Annotated in this window: 20 protein-coding genes; 1 reads left to right on the forward strand and 19 read right to left on the reverse strand. The window is 34.8% G+C overall.

Annotated elements, in window-relative coordinates:
- Nucleotides 1-3 precede the first annotated feature (3 nt).
- From FJU10_RS10695 to uxaC, 19 genes are all read right to left on the reverse strand, one after another.
- Nucleotides 4-471, reverse strand: a complete 468-nt coding sequence (locus tag FJU10_RS10695) for a helix-turn-helix transcriptional regulator (RefSeq protein WP_189372295.1) — start codon at nucleotides 469-471, stop codon at nucleotides 4-6.
- A gap of 159 nt (nucleotides 472-630) precedes the next feature.
- The gene (locus tag FJU10_RS10700; protein ID WP_140965869.1) at nucleotides 631-1,440 is read right to left on the reverse strand and encodes a response regulator; all 810 of its coding nucleotides are present in this window, start codon (nucleotides 1,438-1,440) and stop codon (nucleotides 631-633) included.
- Nucleotides 1,437-2,279: a sensor histidine kinase gene (locus FJU10_RS10705; protein ID WP_223273035.1), complete on the reverse strand. Its 843-nt coding sequence runs from the start codon at nucleotides 2,277-2,279 to the stop codon at nucleotides 1,437-1,439. The genes FJU10_RS10700 and FJU10_RS10705 overlap by 4 nt, the downstream gene beginning before the upstream one ends.
- Nucleotides 2,280-2,395: 116 nt before the next feature.
- Nucleotides 2,396-3,166: a hypothetical protein gene (locus FJU10_RS10710; protein ID WP_140965871.1), complete on the reverse strand. Its 771-nt coding sequence runs from the start codon at nucleotides 3,164-3,166 to the stop codon at nucleotides 2,396-2,398.
- Between the two features lie 2 nt (nucleotides 3,167-3,168).
- Entirely contained in the window at nucleotides 3,169-3,510 is a 342-nt protein-coding gene (locus tag FJU10_RS10715; protein WP_140965872.1) for a hypothetical protein, read from the reverse strand.
- Nucleotides 3,464-4,459 carry an ABC transporter substrate-binding protein gene (locus FJU10_RS10720; protein ID WP_140965873.1) on the reverse strand — a complete coding sequence of 332 codons (996 nt, stop codon included), beginning with the start codon at nucleotides 4,457-4,459 and terminating at the stop codon, nucleotides 3,464-3,466. The genes FJU10_RS10715 and FJU10_RS10720 overlap by 47 nt, the downstream gene beginning before the upstream one ends.
- Nucleotides 4,460-4,558: 99 nt before the next feature.
- Nucleotides 4,559-6,583, reverse strand: a complete 2,025-nt coding sequence (locus FJU10_RS10725; RefSeq protein ID WP_140965874.1) for a glycosyl hydrolase 115 family protein — start codon at nucleotides 6,581-6,583, stop codon at nucleotides 4,559-4,561.
- A gap of 11 nt (nucleotides 6,584-6,594) precedes the next feature.
- Entirely contained in the window at nucleotides 6,595-8,088 is a 1,494-nt protein-coding gene (locus FJU10_RS10730) for an MFS transporter (protein WP_140965875.1), read from the reverse strand.
- Nucleotides 8,089-8,312: 224 nt separating this feature from the next.
- Complete coding sequence (locus tag FJU10_RS10735) at nucleotides 8,313-8,996, reverse strand: hypothetical protein (protein ID WP_140965876.1); 684 nt, start codon at nucleotides 8,994-8,996, stop codon at nucleotides 8,313-8,315.
- 75 nt (nucleotides 8,997-9,071) lie between these two features.
- Nucleotides 9,072-9,938: a carbohydrate ABC transporter permease gene (locus FJU10_RS10740; protein ID WP_140965877.1), complete on the reverse strand. Its 867-nt coding sequence runs from the start codon at nucleotides 9,936-9,938 to the stop codon at nucleotides 9,072-9,074.
- On the reverse strand, nucleotides 9,938-10,873 hold the full coding sequence (locus tag FJU10_RS10745) for a carbohydrate ABC transporter permease (RefSeq protein ID WP_140965878.1): 936 nt from the start codon (nucleotides 10,871-10,873) through the stop codon (nucleotides 9,938-9,940). The genes FJU10_RS10740 and FJU10_RS10745 overlap by 1 nt, the downstream gene beginning before the upstream one ends.
- Nucleotides 10,874-11,003: 130 nt before the next feature.
- The gene (locus FJU10_RS10750; RefSeq protein WP_140965879.1) at nucleotides 11,004-12,311 is read right to left on the reverse strand and encodes an ABC transporter substrate-binding protein; all 1,308 of its coding nucleotides are present in this window, start codon (nucleotides 12,309-12,311) and stop codon (nucleotides 11,004-11,006) included.
- A 499-nt stretch (nucleotides 12,312-12,810) separates the two neighbouring features.
- Nucleotides 12,811-13,251 (reverse strand): sialate O-acetylesterase, encoded by a 441-nt coding sequence (locus tag FJU10_RS10755; RefSeq protein WP_140965880.1) that lies wholly within the window; start codon nucleotides 13,249-13,251, stop codon nucleotides 12,811-12,813.
- Nucleotides 13,252-13,320: 69 nt separating this feature from the next.
- Nucleotides 13,321-14,010 carry an SGNH/GDSL hydrolase family protein gene (locus FJU10_RS10760; protein ID WP_140965881.1) on the reverse strand — a complete coding sequence of 230 codons (690 nt, stop codon included), beginning with the start codon at nucleotides 14,008-14,010 and terminating at the stop codon, nucleotides 13,321-13,323.
- A 79-nt stretch (nucleotides 14,011-14,089) separates the two neighbouring features.
- Nucleotides 14,090-15,511, reverse strand: a complete 1,422-nt coding sequence (locus tag FJU10_RS10765) for a response regulator transcription factor (RefSeq protein WP_140965882.1) — start codon at nucleotides 15,509-15,511, stop codon at nucleotides 14,090-14,092.
- Nucleotides 15,498-17,297, reverse strand: coding sequence for a sensor histidine kinase (locus tag FJU10_RS10770; protein WP_189372297.1), 1,800 nt, complete (start codon nucleotides 17,295-17,297; stop codon nucleotides 15,498-15,500). Before FJU10_RS10770 ends, FJU10_RS10765 begins: the two co-directional genes overlap by 14 nt.
- A 234-nt stretch (nucleotides 17,298-17,531) precedes the next feature.
- Nucleotides 17,532-18,608 (reverse strand): mannonate dehydratase, encoded by a 1,077-nt coding sequence (gene uxuA / locus FJU10_RS10775; protein ID WP_140965884.1) that lies wholly within the window; start codon nucleotides 18,606-18,608, stop codon nucleotides 17,532-17,534.
- A gap of 15 nt (nucleotides 18,609-18,623) precedes the next feature.
- Entirely contained in the window at nucleotides 18,624-20,222 is a 1,599-nt protein-coding gene (locus FJU10_RS10780; protein WP_140965885.1) for a mannitol dehydrogenase family protein, read from the reverse strand.
- Complete coding sequence (gene uxaC / locus FJU10_RS10785; RefSeq protein ID WP_223273022.1) at nucleotides 20,219-21,640, reverse strand: glucuronate isomerase; 1,422 nt, start codon at nucleotides 21,638-21,640, stop codon at nucleotides 20,219-20,221. Before uxaC ends, FJU10_RS10780 begins: the two co-directional genes overlap by 4 nt.
- Nucleotides 21,641-21,816: 176 nt before the next feature.
- Between uxaC and FJU10_RS10790 the strand changes: the two genes are divergently transcribed.
- Nucleotides 21,817-22,488 (forward strand): GntR family transcriptional regulator, encoded by a 672-nt coding sequence (locus FJU10_RS10790; protein WP_140965886.1) that lies wholly within the window; start codon nucleotides 21,817-21,819, stop codon nucleotides 22,486-22,488.
- The last annotated feature ends 150 nt before the right edge of the window (nucleotides 22,489-22,638 follow it).

Consider the following 22,638-nt stretch of genomic DNA (forward strand, 5'->3'; position numbering starts at 1 on the left):
TCGCTATAATTGACTCATCTGATAGGCTTTAGGTGTTTGTCCTACAAGTTCTTTAAATTTTTTTGTAAAGTATTCTGGGTTATCGTGAAATCCAACGGCTTCTGCAACTTCATATACTTTTTTATTTTGTATAATCAGCTCTTTGCTAACTTCAATCCGTTTCTCAAGTAACCTTTGATTAAATTTTTTCCCGGTTGATTTTAAATATACTTTTCCTAGATATTCTGGATTTAAAAATAATCTTTTTTTCGAAATCCATCGAAGCGAGAGCGATTCATTAGGGAATTCATTTTCAATAATTAAATTTAAATTGGCAACAATATCTTTTGTATTATCTAGTTGGCTTTCAGTTTTAATCCGATTTGTAATGCTTGTAAATAAATAGTGTAGTTCCTTATTTGAAGTAGCATTTAATATTCGTACACTTAATTCGGAATCCATATCCAACTTTTTGGTAGCTCGTTTCTCCAATATTTCCTCAGAAAAAATTTGGATTTGAAATCTCAGGAAGTTTACTGGAAATAGTCCCTCTTTTGCTTTTTCAAAAAAACTAGTGATGATTTTATCCAAAGCAGTAAATTGATTATTGTCTAATAATTCAGTTACATCTGATTTAAAGTTTTCAACAATCTACGCATAATCACTTTTTTTTCTTTCCTCAATATCCTCAACAAAAAAGCAAGTTAAGCGTTCGTAATAGAAACTAAAAGCAAAAAGACTTTGCGCATACGTAAAGCGATTATATAAGCTTTTACTAGATATGTTTTTCCCTAAAAATAAAATACCTTGTGTAAATTTTCTCTTTTCCAATAACTGATAACAATCATCACATGTTTCGCCATCATCGAAAATTATGTAGTAGACAGCACCCTTTGCAGAACCACTTATAATTTCAGAAGAAGATGATTCTATAACTCTGGTTAACACTTCATCAATCACCGAAAACAATAAAGCATCGTACATAATAAGAGTAAAATTACCCTCAATTAGTTCAGAATGATAATTACGATTCATTATCATTTGTTCAATCTCTGCTTTTTTACGATACCTTATACTCTTTTTAGCTTCTTTCACCCCTACAATGCTCTCACGAATCGCCAACTCAAGCTGTCCTGCATCCACTGGTTTCTCTAAAAAGAACTTCACACCATATCGCATTGCCTCTGTAGTATAAGCCAATGAGCCAAACCCAGTTAAAATAATAATTTCTGTTGCCGGGCTAAGTTGTTTCACTCGCTTGATTAAATCGATTCCTGTATATTGAGGCATATTTATATCCGTAATAACGATATACACTTGATGGTCCTTCAAAAAAGCTAATGCAGTTACACTTGAGGTAAAACTTTCCACGATATCAATATTTATTGACATACGCTTTAACGAAGAAGAAATTCCTTCTAAAATAATTGGCTCATCATCTACAATGACAACTTTGTTCATTCTTTGTTTGCCTCCATTAATAAGGGAATGGTTACTATCACAGTCGTAGTGTCATAGGGCTCTGATTTTATCTTCAAACTCCCCTGATTTTTATATAAAAGTCGAATTCTTGATTCAATGTTTGCTAAACCAACTTTAGACGAATCTATACCCTTCGTATTTTCAAATACAGGACCGTTATCAGTTACTGAAATTACTACATCATTAGATTTTTGTTTAATAGATAATTCGATAATACAAGTCTCATCCATCATACTTAAGGCATACTTCATAGAGTTCTCAACTAAGGGTTGAATAATCATTTTGGGGATCATTATGTCTATTAATGATTTATCAATTTGTGTTTTAAATAGTAATCTATTCTCAAATCGAATTTTTTGAATACTCACATAAGATTGTATAGTACTCAATTCTTCACGGATTGTTATAAAAGTCCCTTCACTATTGAGCTTCTTTCGGAATAGATATGCCAACGATGAAACCATCTCGGCAATTCTAGGTTCATTACTTTTTACCGCTAACCAATTGATAGAACCTAAAGTGTTGTATAAAAAGTGAGGATCTAGTTGTGCTTGCAGAGATTGAAACTCACTCTGCTGGTTCATTAATTGTAATTGATAATTTTGCACCACGGACTCATCTAGTTGTGATAATAAGTGAGTTGAGCTTTTATAAAGGGTCTCTGTCTCAGCATCTTGATAAGTTGTACTGAATTGATTAAGTTCACTTTTAATACGTTTAATGTCCCCTTCTTCTTTGAAAGAGCTTAAGATTGATGAGAGTCTTTCAATTGGAAAAAGAAGACGTCCCACACTCTTGTATGAGTAAATAAACAGCATCAAAAGTACTAACAAACACCAAATCAGTAATACTCCCTCTACAAAGAGTATTTTTTTTATACTTTGATCAGTAGTAATAAAATATAATAAATTTACTTCTCCGATAGAGTTTCTAGCTATATAAAAAGTTGTATTGCTAATACGCTTTTTTGAAGCTGAGTATCATTTCTGTTTGGAATAATATCAGACACTTCATATTTTTGGTCACTTAAAAAAAGGGCGTCATTGTAGTGGATTCCAAAAAAATTGAGTTCCTCATTATTTGAATAGTTACTTAATGCTTCGTGAATGAATCCAAGGTCAGCCTTTAAAATAATTGTCCCTATCTGCTGATAAGAACTACTATCTGTGCGAAAAAGCTGCTGTGCATAAATACCAGTATTTAAACCTTGATCAAAAAACCACTGACCTTTCCGAGAATCTCCAAGATGATTGATAATTTCTGATACTGAAAGTTGATTCCCTATATCATCCCCATCGTAAATGAAACCTACTTGGTTCTCTTGATGTTCGTTCAACACATATATTTCTTTAATCGTACTATTATTGTGTCTAATCGCATCCATTTCTTGCTGTAAATCATTCCGTAAATCTATTCTTTCGATTAATTCGTCAGTCACACTGGTTTGCTCTAATCGATCTAAAAAGGAGCGGTTCTGTAAAACAGCTTGAGAGATAGATACTACTCGTTTTAGCCGATCTTCTACTTGCTGAGTGACTGTCCGAAGATGGTTATCAGCATTAGTTACAATTTGCTCCGACCAGATATGCCCGAAAAAAATAGTTATCAAAATAACTAAACTCAAAACAATCAAGAAAATCAGATTGATTAGGAAAATTACTTTGCTACGGAATGAAACACTTTGAACCTTATCTGCATTTTTCATACTTAGACACCTCCACCTATCGTTTCGTTGAAAGAATCTTTGTAAATTGATAAGGCTTCCTCACTTGTAATGTCACCAGATACACACTGGTTAAATAATTTATTTAGTAATTGATACATTTGAGGCATTCCATTTGGAGGAATTTGACTATTGGATTGAGGATTCATTTTAACTTCTGCCACATAAGAAGCTACGTTTCTGTCATTATCAGATAATGTCGGTAAAACTTTCTTTAGAACTTTTTTATTTGCAGATAGCCCACGTTCGATTCCAAAATAATCAACTGCAATAGATTGATCATTGACTAAAAAACCAAGAAACTTTATTGCGTTTTTTTTTGACACCACTATGCTTGCTTACAGAAAACTGAATTCCTGGATGAAGAGTAAGCTCTCCTTGATTACTACCGGAAAAAGGCTTAGTTATTCTCAAATTTTGTCCATTTTTAATAGCAGCACCACTAATTCTATCTACCATCTGAGCCCAATTTAATTGAAAAACCCCTTTGCCGTTGACTAATGGATTTTCTCCCATGCTCTTATAACTCGCCACTTCATTTGGTGTAGCAATTCCACCAGCTTTTACCAAGATTTGAAAACTATCAAAAAAATGTAAAAAAGCTTCATCTGTAAAACCGATAACTGATTTATTTTCCTTTTGGGCAACTAAACTTTGTCCTAATGTTTGTAAATAATATTGAAGTGGCACATAGACATCTCCATTATCCACATAGGAAATTTTTCCAGTTTTTCCAGTAATCCTAATCATTTGAGCCACCCAATCATCAAAAGAATACTCTCCTTCTAGCAAGGATTCTCCAGCATCTTCTACTAACCTGGAATTAACAATTAAAGCAATCGCGTTAATTGTTGCTGTATAACCAACTAACTTGTCATCAATTCGTCCGCTTTCCAAAATCTGATTGGAGATATCTTTTGAATCCAAGGTTCCATTATCAATATATGGTTGTAAATCAGCTAATTCGCCTAACTGATTTAGCTCGGAAAGGTACATAATATCCATTTGAAAAACATCTGGTAAATGTTCACTGGCCTCCATACTAAACAAGTTTTCGAAGTAATCCTCCCAAGGATAGTATTCATAGTCTATTTTCAATTCTGGATTAGCACGTTCAAACTTTCTAATGGCTGCTATGTATGCATCGTTTCTATCGCTATTTCCCCACCAAGTAAATCTAATCGTTTCGGGGTTTCCTTGAGTTTGATTGTCCACGAAGTTAAGTAAAACGACTACTAAAGCAATGGATGAAACCATGACGCCAAAAACTACCATTACTATTTTTTCATTCTTTCACCAGCTTTGTTGATTATTCTGTCCACGAAAGCACCAATAAGACGCAAGTATTTTATCACACTTGCGTCCTCAAATCGGCTATTTTTCTTGCATTTTTGTGCCCAAGTAATCATTTGATAATGCATCATGGGTATTCGAAAGTAACATTACTTTTGAATCACCGGGTTCCATCAAAAAGTCTCGTTCCCATTGATACTGCTCATGATTATCTCCAACTATACGTAAGAACTGCATATAACTATCTAGCATTCTATGTGTCAATCCCATATTAGTAAATACATCATTATTGTAAAAATCAATCCATTTCTTGGATGGATTTTCTTTTCGAGCATTTAAGACTTCTTCAATTTCTTTTTTAGCATTGAAGGATTCAATAAAAGCTTGTTGAATCCTTCCTTGGCGATAAGCCTTAAAGGCAGAAATGGTAGCTAATAACGCTTTTGACCCTCGATAGTGATTAACCACGTCTAATACTAAATCGTTATAAAAACGCTCTGCAATCACATCATTTTGGATTTTCTTGTAGATTAATTGAACTCTTTCGTGTAAGTTCATCCAATCAGCCACTTTGGTATTTACAAGATCTTCTATTATTGTCACCTGTGTGTCAATGTCAGTAGCTGTACCTTTAAGCCACTCCATTTCCTCCAGTAAATGATCATTACGAAGTGTAGATTGAATGATTTTGCGAATGGTATAAGTGTAAAACTCATCTCCAGCTTTCTGATCTTCATGTTCACCGTATTGAATAAAGCAATCAAACAAGGTTTCATAGGCATCTTTAATATTGTCTTGTTCAGGATCGGTAAAGTAATTCATGTATTCACTGAAAATTTCATCATTGTTCCTTGGACGATAATCCTCTAGCCATGATTTAGCTACTTCTCTTAAAAACAAAATATGAGGTTTAATATTGCCTGTATTTGTAACTACAAGCGTATCCAAACCGACTTGTCTCACTTTGCACAATTCATTTGAAACAAAAGCCGGTGAATTAGGCAATTTGGACAAAAAATTGGAAGCTTGCAAATCATGGAACGCAACATGATAGTAAATACCTCGATTGTTACCTAGTTTGTTATCACTTGAAAGAATAGGAGATCGCGGATCACTGTTTCCTTGACGTCTGGAAACCATCTTTCCATATCCATTATCTGCCCAAATTTCAATAACATCAGACGGTAACACTAACAAATCTTCATTAAACATTTTTGTTAACTCGCCATATATGTTGACTGCACAAACAGCTTCTGGATCAGCGGCCTTCACCATATCATATTGTAATTTTATCACTTCATTGATCACATCGGCTTTATCTTTTTCTGTCCATACTTTTGACTTATCATCATCCCAAAATGGACGGTCGCCTTGTCCACGGAAGCCTAGGCTCCAAATTACCTTACCACCCTTTTGTTCGTTAATGCTATCCTGCCACAAAGCTTGAAAAAGTTCTGGATACTTTAAATACGAAGCTTCTAATTCAGGATACACTCGGGCAAACATTTGCGCACCCAACGGTTCTGCATGATGATGGGCTGTCATTAAACCAAAAGCATTTGCTGGTTTTCGATTTAAATGACTGTTTTTATCTGTCCCAGCTATGATAATATTGCCACCAAATCGTAATAATGTTTCATAGATACGTTCCCAGACGTATTCCTGAGAATCGCGATCTTTCCATCGAGAAATCATGACTTCATCATTAACAAACCATCCACGATACTTAACATGGTAATTTGGCAATGTCAGCTTTTCTCCTTCAACTGTAGCAATATCCAACTTAGGTGGTACTGAATCAAGAAAATACCAACTATCATCAATACCCAAACATTCTCTAGAAATCGCTAAAGCTCCATACATAACGCCTAAAGAAGTCTCTGCAATAACATCTAATATACCTTCTTGAGACTGTCGAATTAGAAAATTATCCCCTTCTAAATCGAAATCATTTGATTTTATCAGTCGAATTGTATTTCCTGTATCATTTCCTACTAATACTTTATGGATATCTCGGAAAAGTATTTTGGCAGCATTAATTAATACCTTATCTTCTGGATGTTGATTAATAAGTTTTGTCGATAATGAAAGTTTAAATTCAGTCATTGCTTTTCCTCCTAGTGCTCTACCTTATTATGTCCGAATAAATTATCGTATGAAAATCCTGTCAATATTTCCATTACGAGCTTTTCTTTGACTCCAACCTTTTCTTTTTCTCCACCCTCGTGGACTCTGTTTACTTCATGAATCAAAATTGAATGGTTTTCTTTATTCAATTTGTATCGCAGTGCGCTTATAATACCCAGGGTACTCAATCCAATGACTCCAATAGCAATTATGCCAATAATTGCATGAATTGCTGATACTGGCTGTGTTTTAGCTCCTGAAACAAAACCAGCATGATCCAAAATAATACCTAGGATAAAGACTACAGTTGCTCGCATTAACTTCCCGCTCATAGTCATTGATCCAGCATAAATTCCTTCGCGTCGACGATTCGTCACAGCTTCATCTACATCTGCTAAGAATGTATAAGTGGTCCAAGGAATATAATAAATTCCCCCAATCGCAAATCCGTAAATTGCTGTTAGTAGATACAATAACCAAGATACATTCTCAAAATGGAAGAAGTAGAGCCCAATGAATCCTAAAAATGAACAGATGGCAAGTAATGATGCTGCAATAAAAGGTTTAGCAAAACCATATTTCGAACAAATAGCAATAAAACTAAATGTAGAAATAAATTGAATCACAAACAGCATGTTGTTTAGAGCAGCTACGGTTGTAGTAGATAAACCTAGTACAAAAATTAAATAATATGTGAAAACAGCAGTAAACAACCACAAAGTTCCAAAGCCAAAAAGATACATCCCAATGTGGGCCCGAAATGTCTTAATACGGAAAGTAGAGAAAAGATCTGTAAACAAATGAGTAATTGTGTGCACTAATCCATCTGTATGCACTTCATTCACTTCAGAAGCATCTCGCTCCCAAGAATTCCGATAAAGCATAGTCAGTGAAATCACAAAAATTAACGCATAAGTTAACCCTGAGAAGAATAATGACTTCGGATCATCCTTACCAACTAGGTCAAAGAAAATTCCAGGAATTGATGAACCTAGAAAGTTGGCTACTGCACCAAAAACCGCTTTTGATCCTGTTAAAAATGTTCGTTCACTGAAATCGTCTGTCATTTCTACTGCCAGCGTTTCATAAGGAATCATAATGCTTGTATATACCATTTCAAAGGCAATATATGAGATAAAATAGTATAGAAAACTTTGCCCTGTGACCCACAAAGCTGGATAAACCATCATTAATGGAATCCCCATTAAAATGAAAAATCTACGTCTCCCAAACTTACGCCCAATTTTAGTTTTATAGAAATTATCAGTGATAAATCCCATCAAAGGATTCAAAATCACGTCTAAAAATGTTGCTACTGAAAAAATTAATGTAGCCTGTGTCGCACTTAAACCACAGAATGATGTGTAGAAAAACAACAACCATGCTCCAGTTAAAGCTAGTGGCCCTGATCCCACCAAATTTCCCATACCATATGATAATTTTGTTATAGCAGTAATCTTTCTATTTCTTCCTTGTTTTTGCATCGTTAGTTACTCCTTCTTTATCTGATTGAACTTATTCATCATTGAGAAACCATTCACAATGAAACTGTTTACAGACAAATATTAAGTCATCAAAGTAGTTAAAAACAGATAAAGAAACAGATAAAAATCTGCACAAAACGGATATAGCGAATTTCATTCGTTGAAAAAATAAAACTCTTAATGAATAAGAAGAAGTCTAAATAATTATTTTGGTAGTATAGTTATCATCTAGAAAACGATTGTCTTCTTGAAATATACTTTGTCAAAAACTTCGTCATCACTTTGTCAAGAATGTATGCAAATGCGACATTTCCAATTAAGAAATTAAGTATAGGGATTTGGTAACCAACACTTAACCACATGGAAAGAATCAAAAAGCATATCAGTGTTTTAAAAAAATTATGCCATCCAAGAACAAGTGAAAATTTAATATTCTTTTTGAATGAAGAGCTTTTTTCCAAATTTAACTTTAGTAAAAACAAACCCGATATACTGATCGTGATAATTCCAATGAAAAAAATAGGAAACATTCCTTTAATTTGTTCGTTAGCTAGAACAATCATTAGGTCAAATAAAAGTACTGTTAAAATGGTCATGGTGCCTCCCCCAATAAATAAACCACTTTTTAGATGCCCCTTCAATTCACGAATATAATCTTTAAGAGTAATATTCTCCGACATCTTTTCTTGGCTAAAATATTTCATTAGCGTCTGAATATTGGGGAATAACCATACTGCAACAATCGCATAAATAAGAAAAGTTTGAGGAGATATTCTAATCAAGGAATTAACCAACAGCCATGGTAAAGTACAAATAGAAAAGTAAAGATTTAATAGAATATATCGATATATCAACTTATTTTTATCTTGTACACTTTGAGAACTAAACAACTGCTTTACTCTATTCATAATTTAAATCCCCTTTTATTGTTAAACATATTATGCCTCCCTGTTGGAAATCCCAGCAAGGAGGCATAGACAAATTTATCCTTTGATTCCCCCTGCAGACATTCCATCTACAAACTGCTTCGAAGCTGCAAAGAACAAAATGATTGAAGGAAGCAGACCAATTAGTGACATGGCAATTATTTGGTTCCATGGGGTTACCCCAGCTGAGGCATCCATTGCCATTTTGAGAGCAATGGCAACAGGATATTTTTCAACACTAGAAATATAGATCAATGGACCTAAGAAATCATTCATAGACCAAATAAATTGGAAGAGACAAACATTGACAATCGCAGGCCGCAGAATCGGTAGCAAAATTTTTGTCAAAATTTGTAAAGAATTACATCCATCGATGGTTGCCGCCTCATCGAAATCACGTGGAATACTTCGCAAAAACTGAACCAACATAAAAACAAAAAATGGTTCTTGGGCAAAAACAGTATTTGCTACTAAAGGAACATATGAATCTAAAAATCCAAACTGTTTCCATAACAGATATAGCGGAATACGAGTAACCACTGCCGGTAAAAATAGTGTAGAAATCAAGATTCCGAACAGCAATTTTTTTGCAGGGAATTCAAATCTAGCAAAAGCATAGGCTGTCAAGGTACAAGATACTGCGGTAAATAACACCTTAGGAATCACGATTTTAAAAGTATTTGCAAAATAAGTAGCAAAAGTAAACTCCGTACCTGTTTCCCATCCTTTGATATAAGCTGTAAAGTCAAAAGATTTCGGAATAAAGCCAATTGATGTAAAAATTTCCGCATTTGTCTTAAATGAAGCACCAACTAACCACAATATTGGATACAACATAAGAAATCCGACAAGCGTTAAAAGGATATAACGAATAGCAGAATTAATGTTATTCCGAACTTTATGATTTTTGAATACATTCTCCATTATTCATTACCTCCATCTGAGTAATATACCCATTTACTCTGTGTCTTAAATAGCGTAATAGTAAGAATCATGATAATGATGAATAAAATCCATGACATAGCACTTGCATACCCCATCTTGAAAAACTTAAACGCATTGTTATAAATCATTAGACTTGTCAAGTCTGTCGCTTTTAAAGGACCACCATTAGTGATCAAATAAGGCGCATTAAACTCTTGCAATGCATTCACCATCTGCATCACTAAATTGAAGAAAATAGTTGGTGAAATTAGTGGCAAAGTGATTTTAAAGAAAATTGTCCACTTTTTAGCTCCATCTACTTGGGCAGCTTCATAAAGTTCAACCGGGATTTCCTTTAATGCAGCCAAGAAAATCACCATAGCCGAACCAAATTGCCATACTTTTAATAAGGCAATTACAAACATTGCAGCGTTTGGATCAGACAACCATCCAACTGGTTCACCACCAAAAAATTGTATTGACTGATTGATAAGACCATCTGCAGAAAATAGAAAGCGCCATAAAACAGCTACCGCTACATTACCACCTAAAATCGACGGAATGTAATATGCAGTTCTATACATATTAATACCCTTAAGTTTAAAGTTCAGAATAAATGCAACAAACAGTGCAAATGCCAATTGAACAGGCACAGTCATAACTGTATATTTCAAAGTTGCTAATAGAGAATTGACAAATTCTTTATCTGAAGTGAAAAGTTTAACATAATTTTGAAATCCAACAAATGAAGGCGCTGAAATTAAGTTGTAATCGGTAAAGCTCAAGACTAATGAGCTAACAAAGGGATAGATAGTAAATATCCCCAAGCCAATCAGCCACGGCAATAAATAGATTAGTCCGGTGTATTTATTTTTATTTCTAGTTTTTCTTTTTAATTTTGTATTCCTTGTGTTATTACTTTCTGCGCTTTCCATTTGACTCCTCCTCGTAACTTGATTTTTAGAGAACGATTCGAATAAATCTAAAATATTCTTTCTCAAAAATCTGGAGAGTTAGCTGCTGTTGTCAACTGTTATAGTTAACAACAGCACCACCCCTACATACTTATTGCTTCTTCAACTGTGCTATAGCATCTTCTACATTAGCTTTAATCTCTTTAGCCGCTTCTTTAGGAGTAGCTTGTCCTAAACCAAATTTTTCAAAAGGTACATTGTAGGCTTCTACAACCTGTGACATTTCATAATAAGGACTTTCCATAACTCCCTCAGTATTTTTTGTATACTCAGATGCCTGTTTTGAAACATCATCAACTAACCCAGCTTCTTCTAAAATTTCCTGTGCCTTTGTGTTGACAGGGAGTCCTCGAGCAGTTCCCATAGCTTTAACGCCTTCAGGGTCATTTAGTAGAAAATCTAAAAGTTTCGCTGCTTCTTTAGGATGCTTCGAATTTTTTGAGATTGAAAATAGCATTGTTGGTTTCTTAATGACCCCTGCAGAATCGCCATCGCTAATCACTGGATAAGATGGAATCGAAAGCTTCATTTGATTTTCTTCTAAAACTGATGCATACGAAGCCAAACCGCCTGTCCAATCGTAAACCCCGTCGTATTTTCCTTCAATATACTCTTTTACAGTTGATAGGTGAGAGGTCCCTACAGTTTCAATCATTGTTTTAGGTGATGGTACAACTTTTGCGTCGACCATTGATTGGTACCATTCCAATCCTTCTTCAATTTGGTCTACTGAATAATTCATGTTTCCTTCTTCATCTAACATAGCTTCACCATACTTCTGTGTCAGATAAATCATTGGTTCATTAAAACTCTTAAACGACATCGGATAATAACCCTCTGGGAATTTTTTTGCAGCCTCTTTATAATCGTCCCAGGTCTTCAATGATGTAGGATCAACTCCAAACTCCTCAAATTTTGTAGAATTAACAGCAAAAACGTACGCATTTTCACCGTGAGGAATTCCATTGAGTTTTCCATCAATATTAGCAGCACTTAGAGTATCTTCTGAATAACCTGACATATCAATAATATCCTTAAAATCATTCAAGTCAGCAAACCCTGTACCATCTGGTGAATAGGTCTGATACCAATCATAATTAATTTGCATTACGTCAGCTTCTGTCCCACCGGCAATCTGTGTTGCCATCTTTTCAACTATTCCATCCCAACCGCTATACTCCGCTTTCACCTTAATGTCAGGATACTTTTCTTGAAATTTTTTTATAGCTTCATTTGTTGCCTTGTGCCGATCATCATTTCCCCACCAGGAGATACGCAGTGTTACCTTCCCATCTTTTTCACCACTCGCATCATCTTTACTGCCTCCACAAGCAGTAAGCAGTGATGTAGCCATTAATGTAACACCGACAAATCCTAAGACTTTTCCAATTTTTTTCATTCATTCTCTCCCTTTCTGTTATCGCTTACAATATTATGATAACCGCAATTCTTTTTTTTTTAGCATGGAAAAAACGGATACAAATCATGAAAAAGCGGATATCTAATACTCCTCACAAAAAAACTACTATCTGTATTGTTAACTCTAGGTAAAGAGTAACGATACAAATAGTAGTCAAAAAAACTAAACCTCAATTTGAATGTATATAGTTAGAAATGAATTGGGCTGTCTCATTTCCCAACTGATTATAAGCTAGCTGATCATAATGAAATTGGTCAATCATGTGATTCAAGCTTGCCATTTTTTTAGTGACGTGGGAACAAACGTAACATGTTCAATGTTTCCTAGCTCTTGTTGTGCTTGACGAAATGGTACGTATTTATTTGGTTCATCTCAATGATTACCAATTTCCAAAACAAAAACTTCATCAACTTCCGTTTTAAGTAAACAAGAGAAAAAAATTGTTTGTTAGTTCTCGGTATTCTTCTTTCGTTCTCCCCTAATCTCCGTCAGTTTCCCCTTGTAACCAAAAAAACAAAGTATTTTCAATGCAGTAATTATTTTCTTGCAACCATCTTTTTGTCCTTTTGATAAGTTCAAGCAAATCCTCATAATAAGCAGATTCAGGCTGCCATTCTACAATACTCGAGCCTCCTTTGCTTGCTGATAGCGCAATTACATCACTATCGGACTTTGGCACAAAAGAATTCAGAAAACTACTTACCATACTTCCTTTTTTCATATCTGGCTCATAAATTCCGTTCGGACTATTTTCATTAACACCAAAAGGTTCTTCAACTGGATATAATCTCGTTGGGTCAGAAATTGCTCGAAACTCAAAAGCACGATTTGTTTCAATTTTAGGAGCTAACTCAAATTGCCCTCTCCCTGCCATATTTGACTGTCCTGCAAATATCAAAAGACTAACTTTCTTTTTCATAACATTATTTTCCTCTTTTTTATCTAGATAATTTTCGCGAGTTCATCTTTTACTTTTCCTATCAGATATTTAGTCTGTATTAAGTTCTCGCAAAGCTTTTAGTAAAAGTGGTAAATATAACTCATCAATTGCTTGCAAATTAGGATGCGTTCCTGAACCATTATTTCCTGGTAACCCGTCATCCCCAAGTACATCAAACGAATACTTTACTCTCTGATTATTTTCGTGTGTATTTAAGCAACTATCATGATAAATATCAACAACACTAATCTTATATTCGGCGCATAAAGCCAATGCTAAATCTATCATTTTTTCCTGAATATCAATACTAAGACCTGCTATACTATGAGGAACAACATAAATAATTTTCGCATTTGGCCACTTTTCTTTCATAAATACTAATAAGGTTTCAAAGCTATTTTCAAACTGTGACTCTAAACTTCTATTTTTTTCTACATCATTCTTTAAAACTTGTTCGTTCGAATATTTCATCATTTCAAATGCATCATTTGTTCCACCATCGAAAACTACAAAATCTGGCTGAGCAGAAGGAGCTTGTCTTATTTGATCTAAAATATATCTTCTATCGGGTCTTAGATCAATTACAGTTGCTCCGTTGATTGCATATTTTTGATGATTCATCTCCTCCTCTTTGCAAGCATAATCTACAAATCCTAATGGAAAAGTATGCCCGGCAATAATACTATCCCCAAAAGAATATACCATTTTTTCTTTACAAAGCTGTTCAATATTAGACAATTACGTCCATCTCCATTTCCTATAAAAAAACGTACCCTTACATAAGGCTATCAAATGTTTACCAAAACTGGAAATTAACTCACTTTTTAAGATTCTTCAAAAATTGGCTAGGAGATAATTCGTGATACTTTTTAAATTGCTGCCCAAAATAATCGGGATTATTCTCATACCCCACCTTCTCCGCAACTTCGTAAACTCTCATTCCTTGTTTCAACAAATCCGCGGCTTTTTCCATTCGAACTTCTAGCAAATGATTTGTAAATCTTTTTCCCATCTCTTTCTGATATGCTTTCCCCATGTATTCGGGGTTTAAAAACAACTTGTTTTTCGAAATCCACTTTAAAGATAAATCACTTACCTGATAATTATTTTCCACAATTAAATTGATACTATCTGAAATAGATTTCCCGATTAAGTCAGCTTCTTTCTGCGCTTTTGATTGGCGTAAAATTTTCATTAACCATTCTTCTATGTCTAGGTAATAGTCCAACTGCTCAACTGTATGAGACAAATCGTTAACATTAATATCAAGTTTGCCATCCTCAATCAAAATTTTGGCAAGCTCATAACTACATTTTTTGAGCTGTGAGACTGCTTGTAGCTGTTTAACCGCTGTTGAAAACAAATCGAGTATCAGCCGTTCTAGTGTTTGATAATTGTTTTCAGATACAAGTCCTCGTGCTTCAGAAATAATTGATGAGATTGACAGACTTTGTATCTCTTCTTCAAGATCTTTTTTTTTAAAACATTTTAAATTCTTGAAGTAAAAATATTTTTCATAGAAAGGAAAAGCTCTATAAAAAGTTTCTTTCGCCTGCTCCAGAATTATCTCTTGCTGCACCACTACTATCCCTCTTTTTTGCGACAAGCTATTGGGTATTTCTAATTTTGCACTCTCTTCTTTAAAAATAAGATACATCACAGTTCCTTGGAGTATTCCATAAACGTACTCAACTCCATTATCCCGGAAATACTGATCAAACAAAGTATGAAAAGAAGGAAATTGGTTCTCCTGATAGGTCATCATAGTGAACGGTTGAGGAAAGGTTTCGTTCAATGTCTCTCCCCAAATTTTCGACTTTACAAGCTCTTTTCTCCAAAGTAAAACAGAGGCTCGCTTTTCATCCACTCTTTGAATACTTTTTGAAATGCTATCAATCAATTCTGAAGAGGTAAAAGGTTTTTGCAAGAAATGTTTTACACCATATTCCATTGCTTCTCTAGCATAATCCAGACTGCCAAAGCCAGTAATAATAATAACACTCACACTTGTGTCAATTTCATAAATTCTCTTCAAAAGATCAATACCACTGTATTCTGGCATATTTATGTCAGTGATTAACAAGTCAACAGAATTCTCCTGAATAAATTGCAATGCATCTTTGCTAGATAAAAACGTCTCTACAATATCAATGGGCAGCTGACTATGACTAATTATTTTAGATATACTTTTAATACTTATCTGTTCATCATCAACAATGATTGTCCTATATCGTTTCATCTTCAGATTCCCCCTCTTGTATCGGTAAAATAATCACAATCTCTGTCTTATAATCAGCAACAGAAGTAATCGTTAATGATCCAGCATCAGCATAAATTGATTTGATACGTTCTCGTATATTATTCATACCTAAACCTGTAGATTTTTTTGATACTTCACTATTCGGATCAAAACCAGGTCCGTTATCAATAACTCTAATTTCAAGGTTAGACTTCATACGTTTTATAGATAATCGAATTGTGATTGGCCGGTTGACTTTTTCTACAGCATACTTCATTGCATTCTCAACCAAAGGCTGAATAATGAGTTGTGGAATCAATAATGGTCTTACGTCGCTCTCCACATCTTCTTCATATATTAATCGACTTGAAAAACGGACAGATTGTATTTTTATATAAGCATGGACAATCTGTAATTCCTCATTCACTGATTCAAATCGATTATGAACTTCTAATCTCTTACGCAGCAATTTTGCGAGCGACGTTACCATTTCAGATATATCAAAGTTTCCTTCTTCTATCGCCAGACCATTGATAGAATTCAAAGTATTATAGAGAAAATGTGGATCTAGCTGTGCCTGAAGATATTTAAATTCCATATCCTGTGCTAATAACTTTGATTGATAATCTTTAATAATCAACTCCTCAATTTGACTGATTAGTGCATGAAAACTTGAATACAACTCACCAATTTCATCATTTCTGATAACTGAGGCTAATGGCCGATCGACTTCTTGTAAACTTTTTAGATCATTTTCTCCGCCAAACCGCTTCATAGTCAACACTAGCCGATTTATCGGTTTAATTAAACGATCAATATGTCGATTTACTAACAAATAGGATAATGATACAAATAAAATCAGAATAAAAAGAATCAAAATTAAGGTGGATACTACCTTAGTTATCACCTGATTGTTTTTTAAGAAGTAAAAAATTCTAAACGATGAATTATTAGTCTCAAACTCTTTTGAAAAGACCAGATATTTGCCAAAATTATTTGAAACAAAACTAAGTTCATCACTATTTCGTTTCTGTTTCTCTACCAAATCAATCATTTTCTGACTTAGTCTAGTTGCTTCTGAACTTGTGCTATAAAGACCATTACTGTCTTGTAAATAAAAATAATCATCGCTAGAAAGAATATCTGCCTCCTCTACCAATAAGGAAATGAATGACGTATTAACAAATAGAATCATTGTTCCAATTTTTTTCATGCTCATTTGTTTAACATTAAAGATATTTTGAATATAAAGTGCTTGGCTTAAATCATTTTGAAATATCCATCTTCCTCGTTTTTCTTCACCACTTCTACCACGTAAAATTTCTTCCAATGACTGATTATTAAAAAGATCATTCTTATTAAAAACGGTTTTAGAGACATTTTCACCCTCGTTATTCAGTAGAATCATCTTGGATATATCCTTTTGAGCGGATAACAACCAATTAATCTCACTATTAGCTAGTACTTGAGCATTCCAACTGGTCGTAATATCAACATCTGGGTCTGCACTTTTTACTAGTGCATCCTGAATTATTGAGTTTTGATGAATATCAGTGGTAATATCTTCAATATTCGTAAAATCGTTTTCAATTTTATTGGTCAAAAATATAAGTCGCTCTCGATTTTTCTCATATATTTCATCAGTTAAAAGATTAGCAAAGTAAACAGCCATCACTGTACAAAATACAAAGATGCAGCAAAGAAGTATATTAAAAATAATTCTAAATTTGCCACGATAAGAAAGGTTAGAGTAATAGTCATTTATAAGTTTTCTCTGCTTAATCATCTTTAACACCATCCTTATCCTAATTGTATCAGTTGAATTTCGATTATCAATCGCTTCTCCAAAAGAACGATCAAAGTTGTAGCCCTACCCGGTAGAAGTTTTTTTCACTGAAAAATTACAGACAAATAATGGTATAAATTAAAAAATGACAAAAGACGAAAGCATATATCAACCAGCAAATTAAAAATACTGTTGATTCACTGCTCAAGCATAAGTCTTTTGTCATTTCATAAATTATTTAGCTAGTCGTTTCGCCATATCCCAGCTGCCGGTCAAGTACATTGCGCCCATCGCTCGGTCATACAACCCGTAGCCTGGTCGTACATTCGTAGCATTTTCTCCGAAGACGTGGCGCCCATGGTCCGGACGAATATACCCTTCATAATTCATCTCCGCCAAAGCTTCCATAACACCGGTAATATCTACCGTTCCATCTTGAGTCCGGTGAGAAACCTCACTAAAGCTCCCACTTTCTTCCACCCGTACATTACGCACATGCATAAATGGAATTCGCTCTTTGAAAGCTTTTAACATGCTGACTAAATCGTTATTAGGATCTGATCCTAAAGAACCCGAGCAAAACGTTAGGCCATTGTATGGGCTTGGATTGACCGCTAATAGTTTTTCGATATTTTCCTGAGTGTTTACCAAGCGTGGCAAGCCAAAAATGGAGAACGGTGGATCATCGGGATGAATCGCCATTTTAATATCGTATTCCTCACAAGTCGGAATAATCGCATTCATAAAGTATGCGAAGTTTTCCCGCAAGCGATCATCATCAAACCCTTCATAGGCTTTAAACAATTCTTTGATTCGCGCCAAACGTTCCGGTTCCCAGCCAGGCAAGGTTAGGCCGTTGCTTTCTTTTTCCACCATATCCACCAATTCTTGCGGATCCAAAGACATAATTTTCTCTTTGTCAAAGTAAAGGGCAGTGGAACCATCTTCTAGCGGGTGGAACATATCGGTTCTGGTCCAGTCAAAAATAGGCATAAAATTATAGCAGACCACTTTCACGCCATTTTTGCCAAGGTTTTTCAAACATTCTTTGTAAGTCTCGATATAAGCATCCCGAGTCGGTAAGCCCAATTTAATATCATCGTGGATATTGACACTTTCCACGATGGTGGCTTTCAGACCTTGACTTTCAATATAGGCAATCTCGTCTTTGATTTCTGCTTCCGTCCACAATTCTCCGGCTTGTTTGTCGTGTAATGCCCACACGATTTCCTCCACCCCGGGAATTTGGCGGATTTCTTTTAAGCTAATGGGATCGTTGCCTCGACCATACCAGCGGAATGACATTTTCATAGTCAACTACTCCTTCTATTTGATTGATTGAATAACTTTTGCGACTGCTCCTGGTGCAACAGACATTTCATTGAAATATGCAACAATTTTTTCTGCAAGTCCTACTTCTACTAAATCTACGCCAAAAATTTTCTTAGTTGATAGTAAGGCATAGATTTTAGAATTTACATTATTCTTTCCAAATTCAAAGTGCGCAAATAATGGTAAAAGCGTTGGCATTAATGGGTCTGGAGATAAGGTAAACCGTTCTCCTCTATCATCAATTCCAGTCAAGTATCTCAACCAACCCGCAATTACCATGGGAATAACTTCTAAGGACTGCACATCTAGCGTAGTTGATTGTAAATAAGATTTAATAGTTTCTCCATACCTTACTGATAACTTTTGTGAAGTATCAGAAGCGATTCGCTGTGGCGTATCTGGAATAAAAGGATTCGGGAAACGTTTTTCAACCACTTCATCAATAAAGTGTTTTGGATCAATTATTCCTGGATTGACCACCACCGGTAATCCTTCTTTGTACCCCAAAGTCCTCACTAATTTAACCAAGTCTTGATTTTGCATTTCTTCATGAATAGACTGATAATTCAAGAGACAACCAAAAATTGCTAAACATGTATGCAAAGGATTTAAACACGTCGTAACTTTCATCGTCTCGACACGATTCACAGTATCTCTATCTGTGAAAATGATGCCAGTTTGCTCCAGTGCTGGTCTACCATTTGGAAAACAATCTTCAATAATCAAATATTCTGTTTCTTCACCATTCACATAAGGTGCTACAAAAGTATGTTTAGCCGTTTCAAATGGAGCAATATTTTCCAACCCATCTTTTTCCAACATTTCCTGAACACTTGTATCTGGACGTGGAGTAATCTTATCAATCATAGACCATGGGAAGGTCACTTTTTCTTGATTTTCAAGATATGCTTTGAAATCTTCAGGAACTAGACCTTTTTCAACCCACTTATTTGCATACGCAATCACAGAAGCCTGTAATTTCTCTCCATTATGGGACATGTTATCCATAGATACCAATGCTAAAGGAAGTTTTCCTGCTTGAAAACGTTCAAATAGCAAGGCAACCACTTTTCCAAGATAACTTTCTGGTTTATTCGGACCCTTTTCAAAATCCGCTTGAACAGCCGTTAATAAATCTCCATTTCCATCTACCAAACTATATCCCTTTTCAGTAATGGTAAAGGAGGCCATTTCTAATGATGGTTTTCGAAAAAGCTCCTGCAAAGCAGTATAATCAGAGGATGAAGCATCCATCTTCAAGTACTCAGTAATACTGGCAACAACTTCTTTTTCTACCTGACCATCATTTTTAAGAGTCACATTAAGAGTCAAATTATCATAGCCTTTTAAAACATCAATAATTTCATAGTCATAACCTTCTGCTACCACAATTCCAGTATCAGTTAAACCAAGATTCAACAACTTCTGTTGATGAACTGCTAAAAAAGCGCGAAAAATATTTCCAGCTCCAAAATGTACCCATTTGGCATCACTCGCTGTTTTTCTAGTAGTTTCAGATACATCATAATTGGGCATTTGATAGCCTGAAGCAATTAGCTGCTCATTGGTCAGTAAATCACTCATTAAGTTCATTTCTCTATCGCTTCTTTCTCGGATTTTAGCTCAAAAAATTCATGAGCATTTTGATAACAAACATTTTGAATTAACTTTTTCAAAAGCTTCTGGTCATTAGGATAATAGCCAGCTTCAACTTTCTGAGCAATCATTTCACACAACGCTCGTCGGAAATACTCATGGCGAGGATAAGAGATGAAACTTCGAGAATCCGTTAGCATTCCTACAAAATTCATCAACAAACCTTGATTTGATAATGTTTGCATTTGAGCTAGCATTCCATCATATTGATCATTAAACCACCAGCCTGCACCAAACTGAACTTTACTTTTAATTTTTTTGTCATTTTCTTGAAAATTTCCACAAGCAGTCGCAACTAGCTCGTTGATACTTGGATTCAAGTTATAAAGAATCGTTTTAGGAAGTTCGTTCGTTCTGTCCAAAGCATCCAACAAGCTATTCAATTGAATAGCTACATCCCCTTGATCTAATATCGAATCACATCCGATATCTCGACCTAATTTATCAAACAGACGAGTATTCACACTTCGAATGGCACCAAAATGAATTTGCATTACCCATCCCAATTTTGCGTACTCGCGACCTAAATCCACCATCACTCGTCCTTGCCATTTTGCAATTTCTTGACGAGTTAAAGGTAATCCTTGTAGCCCTTTTTGGTAAATGGCCTCTATTTCTTCTTTAGTGGCAGCAGCATAAAGAAGTTCTCCAAAGCCATGATCTGCACTTTTACACCCAACCTCATGAAAGAAGTGTACTCGTTCTATTAAAAACTGTTTCAAACTATCATAAGTGACCAAGTCATTTCCAGCCACAGTCGCACATTTTTTTATATACTCACCAAATCCCTGCGTAATTGAAAGTACAGGATCTGGTCGAAAAGAGGGTGCCACTGTAAAATCATATCTATCTTTTAGCTCTTTGTGATATTTCAAATCACTTAAAATATCATCAGTCGTACCTATAAATTTTACATTAGACTGCTGAATCAGATTTACTGTGGTGACTTCATGTTCTTGTAAATACTGGTTACACTGATTATAAATTTCTTCAGCATTTTCTTTTGTCAAAAGATCGGTAATACCAAAGTATTGTTTCAATTCCAAATGGGTCCAATGATGGAGCGGATTACCAATTGCATTTTCTACCGTATCGGCCCAAGCCAAAAATTTGGCTTTATCATTCCCATTTCCAGTAATGTATTCCTCAGGGATACCGTTAGCCCTCATCGCTCGCCATTTATAGTGATCTCCCCCTAGCCACAACTCTGTGATAGAAGTAAAACGATAGTCTGTCGCAATATCTTTAGGTTCTAAATGACAGTGATAATCAACTATCGGCATTTTTTCTGCAAAATCGTGGTACAATTGGCGACTTAATTGGCTTCGAAGCAAAAAATCTTTTTGAATAAACATGATGTCCTCCTTAAAAAAGTGAAAATTCCAACAGCGCAAACTGATATATTAGTATTTTACAATAGAATATTTCTCTTTTCAACCTCAACATTTGTCGAAAACTAGAGAAAAGTAATTTCCACAAATCAAGGAATTTAGGGTAAAATCATTACGAGCAACAAAATCGAGGTGTTTTAATGAAGAAAATTAATAATCAGACACAAGCTTACGAACGAATCAAGGAACAAATAATGAAAGCTGAGCTAAAACCTGGCGAAAAAATTTCAAAAAATGCACTAGTGAAAACGCTAGGAATTGGAGATACCCCTGTTAGAGAAGCTATTCTTCGTTTGCAAAAAGAAGGATTACTTGAAATTATTCCTCAAAGTGGCACTTATGTTTCCTACATTGATCTTCAAGAAGTTTCGGAAGCTCGCTTTGTAAGAGAAACTCTAGAAACTAGCATAATGAATCAAGTTATCGATCTTATTACTACTGAGCAGCTCCAACAGTTAGAACAAATGATTAAAATTCAACAAATTTACTTTGAATCAAAGAATATTGAACAGTATTTTCAATTAGATGAAGAATTCCATCGCTTCTTTTATCATATCGCAAACAAAAAGCATATCTGGGAATGGTTACAGATGTTAAATGTTGCCTTGAATCGCTACCGCTTTTTACGTCTAGAAGTCAAAGAACTAAGTTGGAAGAATATTTTAGAAGAACATAAGCACATTCTAAGTTTAATCAAAAAAAAGGATAAAGCTCAATTGAGTATTGCAGTGGCGGCCCACATTCACAAAGTAAATGACGATTCAACAGCCGTAATAAAAATGTTTCCTGATTACTTCGTTAAAGAGCTTTAAAAAAAATCACAGCAGACGGAAGTATCCACTTACCGTTTCTGTGATTTTTTCTTTGCAACATCATTTTGTACTTTTTTGAGTAGGATTTAAAATCATGTAATTCCTGTTTTGCTAATATCTTTCTATCTTTCACTCAAACAACGGGACCAA

Origin of the sequence: Enterococcus sp. OL5 (genome assembly GCF_006491895.1) — a bacterium.
Lineage (GTDB): Bacteria > Bacillota > Bacilli > Lactobacillales > Enterococcaceae > Enterococcus_D > Enterococcus_D innesii.